The organism is Pseudomonas sp. IT-P260 (genome assembly GCF_949768395.1).
Lineage (GTDB): Bacteria > Pseudomonadota > Gammaproteobacteria > Pseudomonadales > Pseudomonadaceae > Aquipseudomonas > Aquipseudomonas parakoreensis.
On the sequence record NZ_CATKPO010000040.1, the window covers coordinates 361245 to 383006 of the forward strand.

Genomic DNA, 21762 nt, shown 5'->3' on the forward strand with positions numbered 1-21762 from the left:
GAGAGATCACTCAAGCAACCGGCAACTCAACCCCAAACAACTTGCGCGCCTCGGCAAAACACTTTTCGGCAATCGCCGAACGCGGCTCGGTCTTGCGCATCACCAGCCCCAGCGGCGCCAGCACGCTGGCATCCGGCAATTGCATGAACGACAGGTGTTCGATCGGCTCTTCCAGCCCGCTGTCCAGTGGCATGATCGAGCAGCAGAAACCCTGGTGAATCGCCTGCAGCAATTGATACGTCGAATCGCTTTCCAGGATCGGCTGCGGATTGAGCCCGCGACTGCGGAAGCTCAGGTCGATGGATTTGCGGTAATGCATGCCGGTGGTGATCATCCCCAGCGGCAACTCGGCGGCGTCTTCCCAGCTCATTTCCGAGCCTTCGAAATGGAAGTGGCGGTTGTCGTAAAGCAGGCCGACGCGGGTTTCGCCGATCTCGAAAAAGTCGAAATAGTTCGGGTTGACGTGGTCCAGATAACACACGCCAAGGTCCAGTTGATTGTTGCCCAGGCCAGCGATGATCTCGTCGGAACTCCCCGACGACAGGCTGAATTTCAGCTCCGGATAAGTCCCGGACAAACTCTGAATGTAATTGACCGGGTTGAAATTGCTCAGCGGCACCAGCCCCAGGCGCAAGCTACCGACCAGTTGCCCGCGGCACGCCGCCGCTTCGGCGAACAGACCGTCATGCGCGGCCAGCAGGGTGCGCGCCCAGGCCAGTACCCGTTCGCCGGCCTGGGTGAAACCCTCAAAGCGCTGACCGCGATTGACCAGCACCAGATCCAGTTCATCTTCCAGGTTGCGCAGGCGCATCGACAGGGTCGGCTGGGTGATGTGGCACCGGGCGGCGGCCTGGCCGAAATGTCGGGTTTCGTCCAGTGCGATCAGGAACTTGAGTTGTTTGATGTCCACGCAGGCACCTGCTCGTTGGGAAATTGGATTGAGTATTGACGCAGATGCGCGCAGCGCACGAAAAACGCGAGGTGCGACGATCTCACCTGCCTGTATCTGCGTCCAATCGGAAGAATTGAAAAGCCTATCGATCAGCTCTATCGCCCATGGTTTCAAAGGCGTTGGCCGAGGTCAACGTCACCGATAGAGCAGCTCGATAATGTGGTTGGCCAGAGTGATTAGACAGTACTCATAAGTGGCACTTAGGCTGCTCGGCAATCTGATTGACTACTGCCGGAGATTCTCATGAGTGCGAAAGCGGATGCCCTGTTTGTTCCCCTGAACATTGCCGTACTGACCGTCAGCGATACTCGCGATTACGCGAGCGACACGTCTGGCCAATTGCTGGTCAGCCGCTTGCTGGAGGCCGGTCATACCCTGAGCGAGCGCAACCTGCTCAAGGATGACCTGTACAAGATCCGCGCCCAGGTCGCGCAGTGGATTGCCGACGACAGCATTCAGGTGGTGCTGATCACCGGCGGCACCGGCTTCACCGGACGCGACAGCACGCCGGAAGCGGTGGCCTGTCTGCTCGACAAGCAGATCGACGGGTTTGGCGAATTGTTCCGCGCGATTTCGATTCTCGATATCGGCACCTCGACCGTGCAAAGCCGCGCGCTGGCCGGGCTGTCCAACGGCACGCTGGTGTGCTGCCTGCCGGGCTCCACCGGTGCCTGCCGCACCGCGTGGGAAGGCATCCTCGCCGAGCAACTGGATAATCGTCATCGCCCGTGCAACTTCGTACCGCACCTCAAACCAGTCGCCGCCTGTGGGCCGCGCGGATGAGTAAGGCAGCGTTGATGCCGGTCGAGGACGCCCTCGACCAATTGGTGGGTATGGCCGATGAGCAACGTCTGGCCGACAGCGAAACTCTGCCGCTGGACGAGGCGCGCGGGCGGGTGCTGGCCAGTGATCTGGTGGCGACACTCGACCTGCCGCCATGGCCGAACAGTGCCATGGACGGTTATGCGTTGAACCTGGCCGATCTGCATCGTCAGCCGTTGAAGGTGTCGCAGAAGGTCTACGCCGGTCTGGCACCGGACGCGCTGTTGCCCGGCACCTGCGCGCGGATTTTTACCGGCGCACCGCTGCCGCCCGGCGCTACCTGCGTCGAGATGCAGGAGAACGTCGAAGTGCTGGAGGACGGCCGCGTACGCTTTTTACAGCCGTTGAAGGCGGGGCAGAACATTCGTGCGCAGGGGCAGGAAAATCGCGTCGGCGACATCCTGCTGCGCGCCGGCAAACGTCTCGGGCCGTTCGAACTGGCGGTCGCCGCCGGGCAGGGTCTGGCAAAGTTGCATGTGGTGCGACGCCCGCGCGTGGCGCTGCTGTCGACCGGTGACGAACTGGTCGAGCCGGGCCTGCCGCTGCGTCCCGGCAGCATCTACAACAGCAACCGCGTGTTGCTCGGCCATTGGCTGCGCGAGCTGGGCTGCGAGGTGATCGACGCCGGGATCCTCCCGGATCGTCCGGCGCAGACGCGGCTCAAACTTGAGCAGCTGCAAGTGGCGGCTGACTTGATTCTCACCACCGGTGGGGTGTCTGCCGGCGATGCCGATTGCCTCGGGCAGGTGCTGCGCGAGGACGGCAAACCGCTGCTGTGGAAACTGGCGATCAAGCCTGGCAAACCGCTGACCGTGGGGCATTTCGGCAGCGTGCCGGTGATTGGCCTGCCGGGCAATCCGACCTCGGCGCTGGTGACTTTCGGCCTGCTGGCGCGGCCGTATCTGCTGCGCATTCAAGGTGTGGAAGAGGTCATGCCGTTGAGCTTTACGGTGAGTGCCGGGTTCGCCTGGAGCAAGGCGGGCAGCCGTCGAGAGTATCTGCGGGTGCGGCTGGAGGCGGGCAGTGCGGTGTTGTATCCGAACCAGAGTTCCGGCGTTTTGCTCGGTGCGACCTGGGCCGATGGGCTGGTGGAGGTGTCGGAAAACAGCACCCACGGCATTGGCGATCCGCTGCGTTTCATTCCCTTCAGCGAACTGTTCTGACAAATCAAACCCGTGATGTTTATCCATTCTGCGGGTGTACCTCAAACCTGTAGGAGTGAGCCTGCTCGCGATGACGGCGGCACAGTCAACATCTTCATTGACTGGAAGACCGCTATCGCGAGCAGGCTCACTCCTACAGAGGGTATTTGTGTGGTGAGGAGAGCGAGCTCAGCTCAGCACAAAGTCCACCGGCAGCAACATCGGCGGCAGGTCGGTTTCGCCCAGTTCGCTGAGAATGTCACGCTCGATGGTGCGCACCAATGAATCGGTCGCCAAATCGTTTTCGTCGCGGCCGAACGGGTCTTCAAGCTCATCGGCAATCGCATCCAGGCCAAAAAACGTGTAGCTGACAATCGCCGTGAACAACGGCGTCAGCCAGCCCAGCGGTTCGGCCATGGCGAACGGCAGCAGAATGCAGAACAGGTAGATCGTGCGGTGCAGCAGCAAGGTGTAGGGGAACGGCAGCGGGGTGTTCTTGATCCGCTCGCACACCGCTTGTGCCTGGGTCAGGCTGGTCAGGTGATTGGCCAAGAGCATGTAGCGCCACTCAGTCAGTTCACCGCTTTGATGCAGGTCTGAACACTGCTGGCCGACCTGCTGCAGAATCCGTCCGCTGTAGTCCGGCACCTGCGCATCGTGTTGCGGGGTGATCCACTTGCTGCTGGCCGCCGCTTCGCTTTCCCGGCGCAACCGCGCGTTCAGCGCATGGGCGAACCCGCAGAGGTTGAGCAGCAACGGCTTGCGCTGCGCCGATTCACGGATGACATGGGTTTCGCGAATCACCGAACGAATGTGTACCAGCACATCGCCCCAAGCCTTGCGCGCCTCATACCAGCGGTCGTAACAGGCGTTGTTGCGAAAATTCATGAAGATCGACAGCGACAGCCCGAGCAAGGTAAACGGCGTGGCGTTGACCTTGGTGAAGTTGCTCGGATGGAGCATTTCAATCAGCACGATGGCAGAAGCCAGCAGGGTGACCATCAAGGTGCGCAGGGCGATACGTTTGGCGATCGAACCCTTGAGGGTGAAGAGGATGGCGAATTGGTTGACCTTGGGTCTGATGATCATGCTGGGCGATCCCGGTTACGCAGGGTGAGGGCGGCTCAACCGCCGGTCATGTTCATGAAGCGCACGACCTGAACGTCGTCGTTCACTTCGAAATTGTGTCGATACGGCTTGAGTTTCATCGCCTCGATAATGGCCTTCTCCAGCCGCTCTGGTTGCCCCGGATGAGCGCGCAGCACGGCTTTGAGATCCATCGAATGCTCGTTACCCAGACACAGTAGCAGGCGCCCCTCGACAGTCAGCCGCACTCGGTTGCAAGTACCACAGAAATTGTGGCTGTGCGGCGAGATAAAGCCCAGACGAATGTCCGGCGCCTCGGCCAGCCGCCAGTAGCGCGACGGGCCCTGGGTCGACTCGGCGGAGTCGATCAGGGTGTAGCGCTCGGCGATTTTTTCGCGCACCTGGGCGCTGGAGAAAAACGACTCGGCACGGCTGTGTTCGCTGATGATCCCCAGCGGCATTTCCTCGATGAAGGAAACGTCGAGCTGGCGGTCGATGGCGAAGCTCACCAGATCGTTGATCTCCTGATCGTTGCGCCCCTGCATCACCACCACGTTGAGTTTGGTTCGGGTGAAACCGGCTTTGCGCGCGGAATCGATGCCGTTGATCACTTGTGCCAGATCACCGGTACGGGTCATTTGCTTGAAGCGATCCGGGTCGAGGCTGTCGAGGCTGATGTTCAGGCGCTTGACCCCGGCGTCGAACAGCGGCGCGGCGAGTTTGCCCAGTTGCGAGCCGTTGGTGGTCATGCACAGCTCACGCAGGCCGGGCAGAGCGGCGATCTGCTCGCACAGCTTGACCACGCCCGGGCGGATCAGCGGCTCACCGCCAGTAAGACGAATCTTGCGCGTGCCCAGTGCCACGAAGCTCTGCGCCAGTTGATAGATCTCTTCCAGGGTCAGCACCCGTTGGCGCGGCAGAAACTGCATGTCCTCGGCCATGCAATACACGCAGCGGAAGTCGCAGCGGTCGGTGACCGACATGCGCAGATAGTCGACGCGGCGGTTGTAACCATCGATCAAGACACGCTCTGACATGACAGCCTCGCAGGAGTGGGAAGTCCGCATTAACGGAACCGGTTAGCGCAGATTATGGGCAACTTCAGATCTCGTCCAATCACTGTTTATGAACGCTTGATTGAGCGCGTCGATGATCAATTATTTTCGCTCGAAAGTTACCGCTTTAGTTTCGCAACGCCCCGTAAATAAAGGGTTTTTCATCGTGATAGAGGGTTTCGATAGTGTGGTCATAAATAGCGATTAGACAATGTTTTGTAACGGTTCATATCCTTGCTCCGGCAACTGAAACGACCGCTTTATTGCTGTGCAAAGTCGGCCGTCGCTGTTTAACCAAGATCAGGTTCATGCCTGTGTGCATCGTCATGGAGATGTCCCATGTCACAAGTCGACCGTTACAAACCTTACAAGGGTGCCGCTGCCGGTTGGGGGGCTGTGATCAGCCTGACCAAAAGCTGGCTGGGCAGTGAAAACGCCCTGAAAAACATCCGCGCCATGCTCAAGACCAACCAGAACGGCGGTTTCGACTGCCCGGGCTGTGCGTGGGGGGAAGCGCCCGGTGCGAGCATGCTCAAGTTCTGCGAGAACGGCGCCAAAGCGGTGAACTGGGAGGCCACCGGGCGTTTGGTCGACCCGGCGTTCTTCAACAAGTACACGGTATCGAGCCTGGCCGAGCAGAGCGACTACTGGCTGGAATATCAGGGCCGCCTGACCCACCCGATGCGTTACGACGCGCGGGTCGACCGCTATGTGGAAACCACCTGGGAAGATGCGTTCGCGCTGATCGCCGAACACCTCAAGGGCCTGAAATCGCCACACGAGGCCGAGTTTTACACCTCGGGCCGGGCCAGCAATGAAGCGGCGTTTCTCTATCAGTTGTTCGTCCGCGCCTATGGCACCAACAACTTCCCCGACTGTTCGAACATGTGCCACGAAGCCAGTGCGGTGAGCATGGGCGAGACGCTGGGTGTGGGCAAGGGCACCGTGGTCTACGAGGATCTGCACCACGCCGACGCGATTTTCGTCATCGGCCAGAACCCCGGTACCAACCACCCACGCATGCTCGAACCACTGCGTGAAGCGGTGAAACGCGGCGCGCAAGTGGTGTGCATCAACCCGCTGAAAGAGCGTGGCCTGGAACGTTTCCAGAACCCGCAGAACCCGATCGAGATGCTCAGCAACGGCTGGGAAGCGACCAACACCGCGTACTTCCGCCCGGCGCTGGGTGGCGACATGGCGATGATTCGCGGCATGGTCAAATTCCTTCTGCGGTGGGAGCGTGAAGCCCAGGCCAGCGGTGGCGAACCGGTGTTCGACCATGCGTTCATTGCCGAGCACACTTCGGGTCTGGACAGCTACCTGGCGGAGGTCGACGCCACGAGCTGGGAGCACATCCTCGAGCAGTCCGGCGTGCCGCTGCACGATATCGAACTGGCCGCGCGCATGTATGGCCGCGCCAAAAGCGTGATCATGTGCTGGGCCATGGGCCTGACCCAACACGTGCACTCGGTGCCGACCCTGCAGGAAGTCATCAACCTGCAACTGTTGCGCGGCAACGTTGGCCGTCCGGGCGCCGGCCTGTCGCCGGTGCGCGGGCACAGTAACGTGCAGGGCGACCGCACCATGGGCATCAATGAACTGGCGCCGAAGGAGCTGATGGACGCCCTGGAAAAACGCTTCAACTTCAAAGTGCCGCGCATGCACGGCCACAACACGGTGATGGCGATCGGTGCGATGGAGCGGGGCGAGGCCAAGGTGTTTATCGGTCTGGGTGGCAACTTCGCCCAAGCCACGCCGGACACCCCGCGCACTCACGACGCGATGCGCAAACTCGACCTGACCGTGCACATCTCGACCAAGCTCAACCGCAGCCATCTGGTCACCGGACGCGACGCGTTGATCCTGCCGTGCCTCGGTCGCACCGACATCGACATCCAGGCCGAAGGCCCGCAAGGCGTGACCGTGGAAGACACCTTCAGCATGGTGCACTTGTCGTTCGGTCAACTGAAGCCGAAGTCGGCGCATTTGAAGTCCGAGCCGGCGATCATTGCCGGGATTGCTGCGGCCACGTTGGGCAAGCATCCAATCGACTGGGAGTGGGTCGTGGGCGACTACGGGCGCATCCGCAACCTGATCGGCGACGTGATTCCGGGTTTCGAGAACTTCAACGAAAAACTGCTGACCCCGGGTGGCTTCCACCTTGGCAACGACGCCTCGGATCGGGTCTGGAACACCGAGTCGGGCAAAGCCCAGTTCACCCCGTGCGTGCTGCCGGAACACCTGATCAGCGAAGGCGTGCGCAACCTGCCGGTCAAACCGGATCTGATCCTGCAGACCATGCGTTCCCACGATCAGTACAACACCACGCTGTACGGCCTCGACGACCGTTATCGCGGGGTCTACGGCATGCGCGACGTGATCTTCGCCAACGAGCAGGACATCCAGCGCCTCGGTTTCGAACCGGGGCAGAAGGTCGATCTGGTGGCGCTGTGGGATGACGACCGTGAACGGCGGGTCAGCGGTTTCACCCTGATCGCCTACGACATTCCGCCCGGTCAGGCTGCGGCGTACTACCCGGAAACCAATCCGCTGGTTCCGCTGGAAAGCTACGGCGACCGGACCTACACGCCGACCTCGAAATTCGTCGCGATCCGCCTCGAAGCGGCCAAGGTCAGCAACCTGATCCCGTCATCGCTGGCCTGACCCGCAACTTATAAAAACACTGGCAATTTCACTGGCTGCAGGCGTTCGCGCCTGGCGGTGGCCCGGCAACGTGCTGCCGCTTTTCAGCCTGGATGAGGACATCATCATGCTTAACATGGAGGCACTGGACCTGGCGCGAATTCAATTCGCGTTCACGGTTTCGTTCCACATTATCTTCCCGGCGATCACCATCGGCCTGGCGAGTTTCCTCGCGGTACTCGAAGGCCTGTGGCTGAAAACCCGTGACGACACCTACCGCGATCTCTACCACTTCTGGTCGAAGATCTTCGCCGTCAACTTCGGCATGGGCGTGGTCTCGGGGCTGGTCATGGCGTACCAGTTCGGCACCAACTGGAGCGGGTTTTCCGACTTTGCCGGGAGCATCACCGGGCCGTTGCTGACCTATGAGGTGCTGACCGCATTTTTCCTTGAGGCCGGTTTCCTCGGGGTCATGCTGTTCGGCTGGAACCGCGTCGGCCGTGGCTTGCACTTCTTTGCCACGGTGATGGTCGCTATCGGCACGTTGATTTCAACCTTCTGGATTCTCGCCTCCAACAGCTGGATGCAGACGCCACAGGGCTTTGAAATTGTCGACGGGCGGGTGATGCCGCTGGACTGGCTGGCGATCGTGTTCAACCCGTCGTTTCCGTTCCGTCTGGCGCACATGGCAATCGCCGCATTCGTCGCCACGGCCTTCTTCGTGGGCTCGTCGGCGGCGTGGCATTTGCTGCGCGGCAACAATACCGCGCCGGTGCGCAGGATGTTTTCCATGGCGTTGTGGATGGCGCTGATCGTGGCACCGATTCAGGCAGTGGTCGGTGACGCCCATGGTTTGAACACCCTGGAGCATCAACCGGCAAAAATCGCCGCCATCGAAGGCCACTGGGAAAACGCCGACAACGGTCCGACGCCGCTGGTGCTGTTCGGCATCCCCGACATGCAGGCGGAGAAGACCAAGTACGCGCTGGAGATCCCGTACCTCGGCAGCCTGATCCTGACCCACAGCCTCGACAAGCAGATTCCGGCGCTCAAGAGCTTCCCGAAAGAGGACCGGCCGAACTCGACCATCATCTTCTGGAGCTTTCGCGTGATGGCCGGGCTGGGCATGTTGATGATCCTCGTCGGTGTGCTCGGTCTGGCCCTGCGCCGTGGCGGCAGGCTCTATCAGCATCGCGGCTTCCAGCGTCTGGTGTTGCTGATGGGGCCGAGCGGGTTGATCGCGTTGCTGGCCGGCTGGATCACCACCGAAGTCGGACGTCAGCCGTGGGTGGTTTACGGCTTGATGCGCACCCATGACGCCGCGTCGCACCACTCGGTGGCGCAGATGAGTACCTCGCTGTTGCTGTTCGTGGTGATCTACTGCTCGGTGTTCACCGTGGGCATCGGCTACATGATGAAACTGGTGAAGAAGGGCCCGCAGCCCCATCACGAACATCCGCCGGAGGGCGATCAGTTGCAGACCCCGCGCCGGCCTATTTCGGCGGCTACCGCGCCGATGAAGGAGCATTGAGTCATGGGTATTCAAGGTATCGATCTCTCGTTGATCTGGGGTGTGATCATCGCCTTCGGGGTGATGATGTACGTGATCATGGACGGCTTCGATCTGGGTCTGGGGATCCTGTTCCCGCTGATCCCGGATGAGCAGGAGCGCGACGTGATGATGAACACTGTCGCCCCGGTCTGGGACGGCAATGAAACCTGGCTGGTGCTCGGTGGTGCGGCGTTGTATGGCGCGTTTCCACTGGCCTACGGGGTGATTCTGGAGGCGCTGTACCTGCCGCTGATCCTGATGCTCTGCGGGCTGATTTTCCGTGGCGTGGCGTTCGAGTTTCGCTTCAAGTCGTCGCCGCAAAAGCGCCACTGGTGGGACAAGGCGTTCATCGGCGGTTCGCTGCTGGCGACGTTCTCTCAGGGTGTGGTGATCGGCGCGTACGTATCGGGCATTCCCGTGGTGGATCGGCAGTTTGCCGGTGGCGGCCTGGACTGGCTGGCGCCGTTCCCGCTGGTGTGCGGCGTCGGTCTGGTGGTGGCTTATGCGCTGCTGGGCAGCACCTGGTTGCTGGTCAAGACCGAAGGCATGCTTGAGTCGCGGATGCGTCTGTTCACCCGTCCGCTGGCCTGGTTGCTGACGGCGATGGTGGTGGTGATTGGTGCGTGGACACTGAAGTTGCACCCGGAGCTGGCCACTCGCTGGTCGACCAGCGGACACCTGATGGTATTCGCCGGGTTGATAGTGTTGGCGCTGCTGGCGTTGTTCGGGCTGCTGCGCACCTTGCGTCAGCGTCATACCCACTGGCCGTTCGTGTTCACTCTGGTGCTGATGCTGCTCGGTTACATCGGCCTGGCGCTGAGCATCTGGCCGAACATCATCCCGCCCTCGGTGAGCCTGTGGGCAGCGGCATCACCGCCCTCGAGCCAGTTGTTCGCCCTGATCGGCGCACTGTTCATCCTGCCGGTAATCCTGATGTACACCTTCTGGAGCTACTACGTATTCCGCGGCAAAGTGAGGATTGGCGATGGCTACCATTGATTCGCGCGAGGTCAAAACCAGCCGCTGGTACAAGCGCCTGGGCTGGTTGCTGCTGATCTGGTTCGGCAGTGTCGTGTCACTCGCCGTGGTGGCGAGTGTGCTGAAACTGGCGATGTATGCAGCGGGGATGAGAACCCACTGACAACAGAAAAACCGGAGCCATGACTCCGGTTTTTTTGTGCCCGCAATTCTGAACATCACTGATGTCCCCTGTGGGAGCGGGCTTGCTCGCGAAGGCGTCCGCTCAGTCGACATCGATGCTGAATGTGCCGGCCTCTTCGTGAGCAAGCCCACTCCCACCCTGGATTGCGGCCAGCCCCCAATCCTTCATCCACCACCAATCCCACCCTCGATCTGGTGCACAGACACATCCTGCCAACAAACATGTTCGGCGCACTGTGATGGCTGATCTAGCCTTTTTCTGAATTCAACCCTGGACAAGGCAAAGGAATGCCCAAACGTTATTCATCACATCGCCTGCGAACCGGCCGTCATTGCGAAGAAAATCAGATCTACCTGCTAACCGCCAATACCTTGGGGCGAGAACCAGTGTTCACGGATTACAGGCTCGGTCGATTGGTTGTGCATCAGTTCAGGCAGGCGCAGGAAGAGGGATTTGCCGACACATTGGCATGGGTGGTTATGCCCGATCATTTTCATTGGCTGATCCAATTGCAAAAAGGAACACTTGGCCAATTGATGTGCCAGGTCAAATCCCTGAGTACTCGTTCAGTCAACACAGCGAGCGGTAGATCCGGAGGCCTTTGGCAGCAAGGTTTTCATGACCATACGTTACGTCGAGAGGAGGATCTGGTGAAACTGGCCCGCTATGTAGTGGCTAATCCACTGCGGGCCGGACTGGTGGAAAAACTCGGTGACTACCCGCTATGGGACGCGGTCTGGGTTTGAACTCAGGATGCGCATTCACCGCGTTACATCAGAATAAACGCGATTACTGTGGGACCGGGCTTGCTCGCGAAGGCGTCCGCTCAGTCGCCATCGATATTCAATGTGTCGGCCCCTTCGTGAGCAAGCCCACTCCCACCTTGGATTTCGACCAGCCCCGAATCCTTCATCCACCACCTATCCCCTGTGATTTCGGCCAGCCGTAAATCCCTGATGCACTGACTCCCCCTGTGGGAGCGGGCTTGCTCGCGAAGGCGTCAGGTCAGCTGACATCGATGTTGAATGTGCCGGCCTCTTCGTGAGCAAGCCCACTCCCACTCTTGATTTCGACCAGCCGCAAATCCTTCATCCACCACCTATCCCCTGTGATTTCGGCCAGCCGTAAATCCCTGATGCACTGACTACCCCAGTGGGAGCGGGCTTGCTCGCGAAAGCGTCAGCTCAGTCGACATCGATGCTGAATGTGCCGGCCTCTTCGTGAGCAAGCCCACTCCCACCCTTGATCGCGGCCAGCCCTGAATTCTTCATCCAGCAGCAATCCCCACATTGGATCTGCGGTGTTTTCTGAAGGGGAATTACTGCGCCCCAAACATCGCGGTCCAGTAAATCCCGGCGCTGCTCTTTGGATCGGTCGCGTAGGCGGCGCCGAGTTCTTTGTATTGCGGGTTCATCAGGTTGGCGCAGTGGCCGGGACTGGCGAGCCAGCCGTCGACGACCTTGCGCACGGTGTCTTGGCCGGCGGCGATGTTTTCGCCGACCAGTTGCCCGCTGTAGCCGGCCAGTTCGGCGCGGTCACCGGGGGTGCGGCCGTCGCGGTCCTTGTGGTCCAAGTAGTTGTTGTTGGCCATGTCGCGGCTGTGATCCTGGGAAATGCTGCCCAATGTGGCGTTCCAGGTCAGAGGTCCGGCGGCGGCGAAGGGCTGGCCGCCGCATTGACGTGGCTGGGCGCGGGCCGCGTTGAGTTGTTCGAGCAACTTCTGGCCTTCGCTCTGCGCATCGCCGAGCTTCGCCGAGAGCAACGGTCGCGCCAGCACAATTCGCCAGTCACGATCGGCGCGGCTGACACCGACATCGACGAACTGCGGATCCAGCACCACCTGACAGAAGCTCTCCTGAATCGCCTTCATCGCCGACGCCGCATCCCGTGGGCCGTTGAGGGTGATCGCCTGCACGTTGACCATCGGGTAGCTGGGGCTGGCCATGGCCTGTTGCAGATCGACCGCACCGGCGGCCGGCAGTCTCAGCCGTGGGTCGGCCGACAGCGGTGGCAGTTCATTGGACGCCTGGCTGCCGCAACGCTGCGGTTGGCTGCGGTAGGCATTGATCGACTCGATCAGTTGCGACTCGTCGGCAGCCATGGCCGAGACGGTCACGGCCAGCCCAAAGGACAGCGCGGCAAAGCGCAAAACGGATGGCATGAAACGCATGGAAATCTCCTTGAGCGGAATGCGCTCATGATGCGCGAAAGGCCCCCGGTCCGTGCAATGTCTTTTTTCTTCATCGAGCCGATTTTTCTGCGGAACGTTACGCCGGCCTTTGCCGTCTACACTCTCCGAAGGCCCCGGGAACCGGGCGTCTCCCCCACGAAACACCTTGCCCGGAACGGGCGCTGCCGGAAGAACTGACATGGGATTGAAATGGTTGGCTGGCTGTTTCGCAGTAACCCTGATGGCCGGTGTGGTGATGGCCACCGATCAGGCCCCGATCAAGGCCAAGGCCGAAGAAAAAGCCCAGGTGCTGGAAGAGAAAGCCGCTGACAAAGTCAGCGCGGCGCCGGCACCCAAATCCGAAGCGATCACACCTACTGAAGTACAAGCCGTGGACCCCGCCGGCACCGCGCCGCTGGACGATCCGATCACCTGCCTGGCACGCAGTATCTACTGGGAAGCCAAGGGTCGTGACACTGCGGAAATGCAGGCCGTGGCCAGCGTGGTGATGAACCGCCTCGGCCATGATGGCTTTCCCGACACCGTGTGTGCAGTGGTCAAACAAGGGTCGGAAACCAAGAGCTGCCAGTTTTCCTGGTGGTGCGATGGCAAGGCCGATCAGGTCAAGGAAGACGCCGAATACACCCTGGCCAAAGAAATCGCCGGCAAGGCGCTCAACCGCCAGTTGCCGGATCGCACTCATGGCGCGCTGTACTTTCATGATCGCAAGGTGCACCCGAGCTGGGCCAAGGAGTACAAAAAGACCGCCGCGGTCGGCAAATTCCTGTTCTATAAACCGGCCGGCGGCGATGCGCGTTAGACGCAGACGTCCCGTACGCAGTTGCGCAACCAGCGGTGCGCCGGGTCGGCGTCCATGCGCGGGTGCCAGAGCATCGACACGCTGATCGGCGGCATCCTGAAGGGCAGGGCGAAGCTGTGCAGGCCCATGCGCAGCTTGCTGGTGTGACGCTCCGGAACCGTGGCGATCAGGTCTGATTCGCGGACCAGCGTCAGCGCCGCCGAAAATCCGCCGAATGAAGTGACGATATCCCGCGTCAGACCTGCAGCCAGCAACGCTTCGTCCACCGGGCCGCTGCTGCGCCCGCGACGTGAGATGAGAATGTGCTGGCCGCCAGCGAAGCGTTTGCTGCTGATCTTGCCCGCACTCAACGGATGGCCCTCACGGACTACACCAATCCAGTGATCCTGAAACAGGATACGGCTGTGCAGCGTCGGGTCGGTGCTGTCATCGATCACACCGGTCTCCAGATCCACCCGGCCTTCGCGTAGCAGGGTGCTGTCCTTGTCGGCCTTCTGCACAAACCGCAGGCGCACGCCGGGTGCTTCTTCGGCGATGCGCGCGAGCAGGGCGGCGGCGAAGGTTTCAACAAAACCGTCGGTGTTGCGCAGGGTGAAGGTGCGCTGCAGCTGGCCGGGGTCGAGAATCTCGGCGGGGCGCAAAGCGGCCTCGGCTTCCTGCACCAGCGTGCTGACTCGCTCACGTAACTCCAGCGCACGCGGGGTCGGCACCAGGCCACGTCCGGCACGCACCAGCAACGGGTCGCCGGTGGTCTCGCGCAGCCGGGCCAGCGCACGGCTCATGGCCGACGGGCTCAGCTGCAGAATTTGCGCGGCGCGGGCGACGCTGCCTTCGCGCAACAGTACGTCAAGGGTGATCAACAGGTTAAGGTCCGGTGCGCTCATGACATGGCGTTCCATGCAGGTATCAAGTGCAAAGCATGCGTCTTGCGCCTTGCCTTGTCGAGACTCAGGCTATGCCGTCTGACCCTTGCACCAGGAGCGCCCGATGTCCGGATCCCCCTTGCCCCCTCAAGCCCGTTGGGCGCTGACCAGCCTGGCGCTGTCGATGTTGATGCCGTCACTGGACACCAGCATCGCCAACGCCGGATTACCCACCCTGGCCGCAGTGTTCGATGCGACGTTTCAACAGGTGCAATGGATCGTGCTGGCGTATCTGCTGGCGGTCACCACGTTGATTGTCAGCGTCGGGCGTCTGGGCGATGTGTTCGGGCGGCGGCGATTGCTGTTGATCGGCATTGGCATTTTTACCAGTGCGTCGTTGTGTTGCGCACTGGCGCCGGGGTTGGGCTGGTTGATCGGCGCCCGGGCCGTGCAGGGCCTGGGCGCGGCAATCATGTTCGCCTTGACCGTGGCGCTGGTGGCGGATGCGGTGCCCAAAGCGCGGGCGGGCAGTGCGATGGGCCTGCTCGCGACGATGTCGGCCACCGGCACCAGCCTCGGGCCGTCACTGGGTGGCCTGCTGATCGCGCATGTTGGCTGGCCGTCGATCTTTGTCCTCAACGTGCCCTTGGGCCTGCTCAACGCGTGGCTGGTTTATCGTTATCTGCCGGCGGATCGGCCGGTGCGGGCGGGTGTTGCGTTTGATTATCTCGGCAGCGCAGTGTTGGTATTGACGCTGGCGGCCTATGCGCTGGCGATGACGCTGGATGGATTCACCCTGGTATTGCTGCTGTCGAGCGTAGGCGGGGCGGGGCTGTTTATTGCGGTCGAGATCAAAGCCAGAGCGCCGCTGATTCGTTTGTCTCTCTTCAGCGATGCGCGTCTGAGCAGCAGCCTTGCGCTGACATTGCTGGTGACGACGGTGATGATGACCACGCTGGTGGTCGGGCCGTTTTACCTGAGCCGAGGCCTGGGACTGGGCAGCACCGTGGTCGGCCTGGCGTTGTCAGTCGGGCCGCTGCTGGCCGCGTGCGGCGGGGTGCCGGCCGGGCGTCTGGTGGATCGCTTCGGTGCACGGCGTGTGGTGCCGGGGGCGTTGCTCGGGATGGTCGGGGGTTGCAGCTTGTTGGCGTTGTTGCCGATGCGTCTCGGCCTGCCGGGGTATCTGTTGCCGATGGCGGTGATTGCCAGCAGTTACGCGTTGTTTCAGGCGGCGAACAATACCGGGTTGATGGCGACGGTCAGTCAGGATCAGCGCGGCGTGGTGTCGGCCTTGCTCGGGCTGTCGCGCAATCTCGGACTGATCACCGGCGCGGCGGTCATGGGCGCGGTGTTTGCCTTCGCTACTGGCAACCCGACGCAAGCCCCGGCCGACGTCATCGGCAGCGGCTTGCACAGTACGTTCGGGGTTGCGGCGGCGCTGATGGTCATGGCCCTGATCGTCAGCTGGCGTGGCTACTCAAGATACTCGCCACCTGTTGTGGCTGGCAGTTGAGGTACGGCGAGGACTTCAGCCAGCGCTGATCCGGGTACCAGGAGAACATGAACTGGCCGTCCTTGAGTTTGTCGATCACCTGCCTTGCCACTTGCGGACGCACCGCCGGGCAACCCTGGCTGCGACCGATACGGCCCTGGCGCTTGCTCCACAGCGGATTCACGTAGTCGGCGGCGTGGATCACGATGGCGCGGTCGCGGGCCAGATCATTGAAGCCCGGCTCCAGACCGTCCATGCGCAGCGAATAACCATGGGTCCCCTCGTAGCTTTCCTGGGTGCGGAACAGCCCGAGGCTGGACTGGTAACTGCCTTCGCGGTTGGAGAACTGAGTGGCGAAGTTTTCCCCGGAATTCGAACCATGGGCGACCAAATCGCGCAGCACCAGTTTCTGTCTGCTCAGGTCGAAGATCCACAGCCGGCGCGCGGTGGAGGGTTGCGAATAATCGATGATCGCCAGATGGCGTGAGGGTCTCGCGCCATTGTTGACCGCGCATTGCATGGCGTTCAAGGCGCCTTTGAGCGCTTGGGGATTGAGTTCCGGCGCGGCGTGCGCGAGGCTGGTGAAGAGAACCGGCGATGGCTTGCCGGCGGCGAAAGCTGGGCTGCTCACGGCGACGAGGGTCGCGCTGGTCAGCAGAAGTCGGCGCAAAAACGTCAACATTTATACAGTGTCCTCACTGGCTACTTATTTGGCACTTTGGCTCCTGACTCCCAGTCATACCCGACAGACCCCTGTTTCGAGCCTGACTGTTCAGCGCACCTGATGTAAGGTTGACCGTCAATGAGACGGCCACGGATTGGAGTAAAGCAGTTGTTCAAAAAGTACGCATGCTACTTGAGCATTTGTTTGCTCGCTGCGCCGTTTGTCGCTTGTGCCGATGAACCCTTGCCGCCGTTGCAGACCCTGCCGACGCCGCCGGCGCAAATGCCGGTCGAACCACAAAGTCCGCTGCAAGCGGTGCTGATCGGTTTGCCTCAGGCATGCCCGGCGATTGCCGCACAGTTGAGTGGCCCGGCGCTGGCGCAACTGCAAGCGTTCTACCAGCAGCAGGACTGGCTGCCGGTGTGGGCCAGTGAGTCCGGGCGTTTGCCAGCGTTGCGCGCGCAGTTGCAGCTGTTGGCCGACGATGGCCTCAATCCCAAGCGCTATCCGGTGGCCGTCAATCCGCCGCAGGACGGAGAGTTGTGCGCCGATATCGACATCAGCCGCTTTTATCTGCAAGCGCTGCAAGACCTGCATTTCGGGCGTCTGTTGCAGTCGCATTTCGAGCCGCTGTGGCATGCCGATGACACCCCGCGTGATCGTCAGGCGGAATTGCTGGCGATCGCGGTACCCGGCCTGCACGACATCAAAGCCGCGTTCGATCTGGCGCGTCCGCGTCTGGCGCAGTATCAAAGCCTGCGTCATCTCTACGCCAGCCAACGGCTGCAGGCCTTGCCGCACTGGCAGTCGGTGGGCAACGGCCCGCTGCTGCGCCCGGCGATGGAGGACAAACGCGTGCCGGAACTGGCCCAGCGGCTGTTCAACGAAGGCTATCTGACCCACGTCACCGGCACGCCCGGCAATGCCTATGAAGGCGTGCTGGTGGACGCGGTGAAAAGCTTTCAGGCCAACCATTCACTGCAGGCCGACGGGGTGGTCGGGCCGGGAACGATTGCCGAACTCAACATCAGCCCACTGACGCGCCGCGAGCAGTTGCGGGTCAACCTCGAGCGTTTCCGCTGGCTGGCCCAGGACATGGAGCCCGACGGTTTGCTGGTCAACGTCGCCGCCGCCGAGCTGACCCTGTATCAGGGCGGTGTGCCGGTCTGGCAGACCCGTACCCAGGTCGGTCGCGCCGAACGGCAGACCCCGCTGCTCAAATCACGGGTCACGCGCCTGACCCTGAACCCGACCTGGACCGTGCCGCCGACCATCTGGAAAGAAGACAAACTGCCGGCGATCCGCAAGGATCAGACCTTCCTCAGCCGGCAGAACCTGCAAGTCCTCGACGCCCATGGCCAGCCGTTGGCCGCGGCGGATATCGACTGGGACAACCCCGGCAACATCATGCTGCGCCAGGAGGCCGGGCCGCGGAATCCGCTGGGGCAACTGGTGATCCGCTTCCCCAATCCGTTCGCCGTGTACTTGCACGATACGCCGAGCAAGGCCCTGTTCGACAAAGGCCCGCGCGCCTTCAGCTCCGGTTGTGTGCGGGTCGAGCACCCGATGCAGCTGCGTGACCTGCTGTTGACCCCGGCGGAACGTACGCGCACCGACAGCTTGCTCGCCACCGGCAGCACCCACGAATTCCGCCTGTCGGCCCCGGTGCCGATCCTGATGACCTACTGGACGGCGCAGGTCGGCAAGGATGGGCAAGTGCGTTATGCGCCGGATATCTACAGCCGCGACAGTGCGCTGCTCGCCGGCCTCGACGGCGCACACTGACCGCCCCCCTGTAGGAGCTGCCGAAGGCTGCGATCTTTTAATTTTGCCTTTCAAAATCAAGATCAAAAGATCGCAGCCTGCGGCAGCTCCTACAGGGTTTGTGTGATTCCGCAAGCTTGCGCAGCGTCTAGCCCCAGTGTCCCCGCAATCCCATGGGGCGAGACTTCGGAACCCGGCATGCAAGCGCTGTTGAACGAGATTCTTGACGCTGTCCGGCCCCTGATCGGGCAGGGCAAAGTGGCTGACTACATTCCCGCCCTCGGCACTGTGCCGGCCAATCAACTGGGCATCGCCGTGTACGGCAACGACGGCGAAATGTATTGCGCCGGCGATGCCGAGACGCCGTTCTCGGTGCAGAGTATTTCCAAGGTGTTCAGCCTGGTGCAGGCCATCGAGCATTCCGGCGAGGCGATTTGGGAGCGCCTGGGGCACGAGCCGTCCGGCCAGCCGTTCAACTCGCTGGTGCAGCTGGAGTTCGAACGCGGGCGTCCGCGCAATCCGTTCATCAACGCCGGGGCGCTGGTGATCTGCGACATCAACCAGTCGCGATTCGCCGCGCCGGCCCTGTCGATGCGTGACTTCGTGCGGCGCCTGTCGGGCAATCCACAGGTGATCGTCGACGGCAAGGTCGCCGAATCCGAATACCAGCACCGCGCCCGCAACGCGGCCATGGCGTACCTGATGCAATCGTTCGGCAACTTCCACAACGACGTCGAAGCGGTGCTGCGCAGCTACTTCAGCCACTGCGCGTTGCGCATGAACTGTATCGACCTGGCGCGGGCGTTCTGCTTCCTCGCCAACGACGGGTTCTGCAAACACAGCGGCGAACAGATCCTCACCCGTCGCCAGACTCAGCAGGTCAACTCGATCATGGCCACCAGCGGTTTGTACGACGAGGCCGGCAATTTCGCCTATCGCGTCGGTCTGCCGGGCAAGAGCGGGGTCGGCGGCGGGATTGTCGCGGTGGTGCCGGGGCAATTCAGCGTGTGCGTGTGGTCGCCGGAACTCAACGCTGCCGGCAACTCGCTGGCGGGGATGGCGGCGCTGGAGATGCTCAGCTCGCGGATCGGCTGGTCAGTCTTCTGACCCGATCTTTCAAACACTGCAAAACCCTGTGGGAGCGAGCCTGCTCGCGAAAGCGTCGTGCCGGTCGATGCATCTCTCGCTGACCCACCGCATTCGCGAGCAGGCTCGCTCCCACAAGGGTTTTGTGTTGCCTGGGAGAGCGCTGTTCCTATACATTTTCCGGCCGCCCCTCATATGGTGAATCCGCTTCATGTCTCTTGCGCTCGAACGTCTAGTCGCCGGCACGCCGATCCCTTTCGCTGGTAACCGCGTGACCGTGGTCAGCCCCGAACTGGCGGCGCGGTTTCAGCCCGGTGACCACCTTTTGGTCGAGCAGGTGAGTGGCGAACTGTTGCTGATTCCGGTGGTCGATCAACAGGCCGCTGCGGTGGCCATCGAACGCGCTGAAGCGGCTTTCACTGCCTTGTCGGCGGTGACCGACCAAGCCATCAGTCGTTTCTTCGATCTGTTCGCCCAACGTCTGGAAACCCCGGAATGCTGGAGCCTGATCGAGGCGGCGAACCTGGCCGACATCGAACGCGCCAAGGCCCGTGGCCGCTCCACCACCCGGCTGCTCGCCGATGAGCGCATGCGCCGAGACATGATCGCCGGTCTGCGCGCCTGGCGGGATGCGCCGGCCACGCGCGGCAAGGTCATCAGCAGCGTCGAACACGACGGCTGGAAAGTCGAACAAGTGGTGTCGCCGCTGGGCATTGTGGCATTCGTGTTTGAAGGACGGCCGAACGTGTTCGCCGATGCCGCCGGCGTACTGCGCACCGGCAACACCGCGGTGCTGCGCATCGGCAGCGATGCATTGGGCACCGCGCAAGCGATCGTCACTCACGCGCTGAACCCGGCGCTGGCCGATGCCGGTCTGCCGGCGGGGGCGGTGTCGCTGGTGGAAAGCGTCAATCACGCCGCCGGTTGGGCGATGTTCGCCGACCGGCGTCTGTCGCTGGCGGTGGCCCGGGGTTCGGGGCGTGCCGTCAGCCAATTGGGCAGCATCGCCCAGCAGGCGGGCACGGCGGTCAGCCTGCATGGCACTGGCGGCGCATGGCTGATTGCCGATCGTGATGCCGATGCCACACGCTTCGCCGCCGTGGTGCGCAACTCGCTGGATCGCAAAGTCTGCAACACGCTGAACGTTTGCCTGATTCAACGCGACCGTGTCGCCGAACTGCTGCCGTTGTTCCTCGATGCGCTCAAACAAGCGGGCACGGCACGCGGGCAGGGCTGCAAACTGCACATCGTCGCCGGCAGTGAAAGCTACCTGCCGGCCGAGTGGCAGAACGCGACGGTCGAGGTCTATCGCGCCGAGGGGTATCAGACCGAGACCTTGGCCGAAGCGCTGGCGGAATCCGATTTGGGCCGCGAGTGGGAATGGGAAGAAACCCCGGAAGTCAGTCTGATGATCGTCGATGATCTCGATCAGGCGATCGCGCTGTTCAATCGCTACAGCCCGCAGTTCACGGTGTCGCTGATCAGCGAGGATGCGGCGGCCCAGGAGCGTTTCTACAACGCGGTGAACGCGCCATTTGTGGGTAACGGGATTACCCGTTGGGTCGATGGGCAGTACGCGCTGAACAAGCCGGAGCTGGGGCTTTCGAACTGGGAGAGCGGGCGCTTGTTTGCGCGCAGTGCGATTCTTTCGGGGGATGGGGTGTTTACGGTGCGTAGCCGTATGACGCAGGTTGATCTCAGTGTAAAACGCTGACGCTGATCCTGAACTTGACCCTGTCCTTGTAGGAGCTGCCGAAGGCTGCGATCTTTTGATTTTGCCTTTAAAACAAGATCAAAAGATCGCAGCCTTCGGCAGCTCCTACAGCAGGCTGGTTTCAGGCTGCTTTAGCGGCTATGGCACACGCCGCCGGGTGCTCAGCCAGCGGCACAAACGTACGGCGATCCGCCGCCAGCGCATCGATTGACCCGGTCTTGATGTCATACACCCAGCCATGCAGGTTCAGCAGGCCTTTCTCCTGAGCCAGGCGCACGCTCGGGTGGGTCTGAATGTTCGCCAGTTGCGCGATCACATTTTCCCGCACCATCGAACTCAATTTCGCCGCGTCATTGGCGTGCGGTCGTGCCTCGTTCACCACTTTCGCCGACTCGGCATGTTGCAGCCAGCCGCTGACGGCGGGCAGGTGATCCATGCATTTGCACTGGGCAATCGCGGTCATCGCGCCGCAATCGGAGTGGCCGCAGATCACGATGTCAGTCACCCCAAGCACCGCCACCGCATATTCCACCGTCGCCGACACCCCGCCCGGATGCGGGCTGTAGGACGGCACGATATTGCCCGCGTTGCGGATCACGAACAGTTCACCGGGTTCTTGCTGGGTCAGCAGCTCCGGCACCACGCGGCTGTCGGAACAGGTGATGAACAAGGTGCCTGGTTGTTGAGTGGTCGCCAGGTGTTTGAACAGTTCGGTGCGTTGCGGAAACGCCTCGTTCTGGAACTTCAGGAAGCCTTCGATCAGGTTTTTCATGGT

19 protein-coding genes are annotated in these 21762 nt (G+C 61.8%); 12 read left to right on the forward strand and 7 right to left on the reverse strand.

Features of this window, described 5'->3' with window-relative positions; translation table 11 throughout:
• Positions 1-10 precede the first annotated feature (10 nt).
• Positions 11-910, reverse strand: coding sequence for a LysR family transcriptional regulator (locus ACM6HV_RS20695; protein ID WP_095136550.1), 900 nt, complete (start codon positions 908-910; stop codon positions 11-13).
• Positions 911-1195: 285 nt separating this feature from the next.
• Between ACM6HV_RS20695 and moaB the strand changes: the two genes are divergently transcribed.
• Positions 1196-1735 (forward strand): molybdenum cofactor biosynthesis protein B, encoded by a 540-nt coding sequence (gene moaB / locus ACM6HV_RS20700; RefSeq protein WP_145595369.1) that lies wholly within the window; start codon positions 1196-1198, stop codon positions 1733-1735.
• Positions 1732-2937, forward strand: a complete 1206-nt coding sequence (glp, locus tag ACM6HV_RS20705; protein ID WP_145595371.1) for a gephyrin-like molybdotransferase Glp — start codon at positions 1732-1734, stop codon at positions 2935-2937. The genes moaB and glp overlap by 4 nt, the downstream gene beginning before the upstream one ends.
• A gap of 168 nt (positions 2938-3105) precedes the next feature.
• On the opposite strand, the gene ACM6HV_RS20710 is transcribed toward glp, so the two are convergent.
• Positions 3106-4005: a bestrophin family protein gene (locus ACM6HV_RS20710; RefSeq protein WP_145595373.1), complete on the reverse strand. Its 900-nt coding sequence runs from the start codon at positions 4003-4005 to the stop codon at positions 3106-3108.
• Between the two features lie 35 nt (positions 4006-4040).
• Positions 4041-5039, reverse strand: coding sequence for a GTP 3',8-cyclase MoaA (gene moaA, locus ACM6HV_RS20715; RefSeq protein WP_145595375.1), 999 nt, complete (start codon positions 5037-5039; stop codon positions 4041-4043).
• Between the two features lie 357 nt (positions 5040-5396).
• On the opposite strand from moaA, the gene ACM6HV_RS20720 reads away from it, so the two are divergent.
• The 5 genes from ACM6HV_RS20720 (at position 5397) to ACM6HV_RS20740 (ending at position 11160) form a co-directional block, all read left to right on the forward strand.
• Positions 5397-7721, forward strand: a complete 2325-nt coding sequence (locus ACM6HV_RS20720) for an FdhF/YdeP family oxidoreductase (RefSeq protein ID WP_145595378.1) — start codon at positions 5397-5399, stop codon at positions 7719-7721.
• 106 nt (positions 7722-7827) lie between these two features.
• The gene (locus ACM6HV_RS20725) at positions 7828-9231 is read left to right on the forward strand and encodes a cytochrome ubiquinol oxidase subunit I (RefSeq protein WP_097090370.1); all 1404 of its coding nucleotides are present in this window, start codon (positions 7828-7830) and stop codon (positions 9229-9231) included.
• A 3-nt stretch (positions 9232-9234) separates the two neighbouring features.
• A complete protein-coding gene (gene cydB, locus ACM6HV_RS20730) occupies positions 9235-10251 on the forward strand; it encodes a cytochrome d ubiquinol oxidase subunit II (protein ID WP_145595381.1) in 1017 nt (338 codons plus the stop codon).
• On the forward strand, positions 10238-10393 hold the full coding sequence (locus ACM6HV_RS20735; RefSeq protein ID WP_081730198.1) for a DUF2474 family protein: 156 nt from the start codon (positions 10238-10240) through the stop codon (positions 10391-10393). Before cydB ends, ACM6HV_RS20735 begins: the two co-directional genes overlap by 14 nt.
• A gap of 308 nt (positions 10394-10701) precedes the next feature.
• A complete protein-coding gene (locus ACM6HV_RS20740; RefSeq protein WP_145595383.1) occupies positions 10702-11160 on the forward strand; it encodes an REP-associated tyrosine transposase in 459 nt (152 codons plus the stop codon).
• A gap of 572 nt (positions 11161-11732) precedes the next feature.
• Here the strand turns inward: ACM6HV_RS20740 and ACM6HV_RS20745 are convergent.
• Entirely contained in the window at positions 11733-12584 is an 852-nt protein-coding gene (locus ACM6HV_RS20745; RefSeq protein ID WP_414905181.1) for a CAP domain-containing protein, read from the reverse strand.
• A 199-nt stretch (positions 12585-12783) separates the two neighbouring features.
• Here ACM6HV_RS20745 and ACM6HV_RS20750 point away from each other — a divergent pair, with 199 nt between their 5' ends.
• A complete protein-coding gene (locus ACM6HV_RS20750) occupies positions 12784-13404 on the forward strand; it encodes a cell wall hydrolase (RefSeq protein ID WP_414905182.1) in 621 nt (206 codons plus the stop codon).
• On the opposite strand, the gene ACM6HV_RS20755 is transcribed toward ACM6HV_RS20750, so the two are convergent.
• A complete protein-coding gene (locus ACM6HV_RS20755) occupies positions 13401-14288 on the reverse strand; it encodes a LysR family transcriptional regulator (protein WP_414905183.1) in 888 nt (295 codons plus the stop codon). The two genes, ACM6HV_RS20750 and ACM6HV_RS20755, sit on opposite strands and share 4 nt — an antisense overlap.
• A gap of 103 nt (positions 14289-14391) precedes the next feature.
• Here ACM6HV_RS20755 and ACM6HV_RS20760 point away from each other — a divergent pair, with 103 nt between their 5' ends.
• Positions 14392-15780 (forward strand): MFS transporter, encoded by a 1389-nt coding sequence (locus tag ACM6HV_RS20760; protein WP_414905184.1) that lies wholly within the window; start codon positions 14392-14394, stop codon positions 15778-15780.
• Here the strand turns inward: ACM6HV_RS20760 and ACM6HV_RS20765 are convergent.
• Positions 15728-16441 (reverse strand): murein L,D-transpeptidase catalytic domain family protein, encoded by a 714-nt coding sequence (locus tag ACM6HV_RS20765; RefSeq protein ID WP_145595391.1) that lies wholly within the window; start codon positions 16439-16441, stop codon positions 15728-15730. The two genes, ACM6HV_RS20760 and ACM6HV_RS20765, sit on opposite strands and share 53 nt — an antisense overlap.
• Before the next feature lie 150 nt (positions 16442-16591).
• On the opposite strand from ACM6HV_RS20765, the gene ACM6HV_RS20770 reads away from it, so the two are divergent.
• From ACM6HV_RS20770 to ACM6HV_RS20780, 3 genes are all read left to right on the forward strand, one after another.
• Positions 16592-18208: a L,D-transpeptidase family protein gene (locus tag ACM6HV_RS20770; protein ID WP_414905185.1), complete on the forward strand. Its 1617-nt coding sequence runs from the start codon at positions 16592-16594 to the stop codon at positions 18206-18208.
• A 177-nt stretch (positions 18209-18385) separates the two neighbouring features.
• Entirely contained in the window at positions 18386-19294 is a 909-nt protein-coding gene (gene glsB / locus ACM6HV_RS20775) for a glutaminase B (protein ID WP_027611723.1), read from the forward strand.
• A 190-nt stretch (positions 19295-19484) separates the two neighbouring features.
• Positions 19485-20987, forward strand: a complete 1503-nt coding sequence (locus ACM6HV_RS20780; RefSeq protein ID WP_414905186.1) for an aldehyde dehydrogenase family protein — start codon at positions 19485-19487, stop codon at positions 20985-20987.
• Positions 20988-21108: 121 nt separating this feature from the next.
• Here the strand turns inward: ACM6HV_RS20780 and ACM6HV_RS20785 are convergent, their stop codons facing one another.
• The gene (locus ACM6HV_RS20785) at positions 21109-21759 is read right to left on the reverse strand and encodes a carbonic anhydrase (protein ID WP_414905187.1); all 651 of its coding nucleotides are present in this window, start codon (positions 21757-21759) and stop codon (positions 21109-21111) included.
• Positions 21760-21762: the final 3 nt, after the last annotated feature.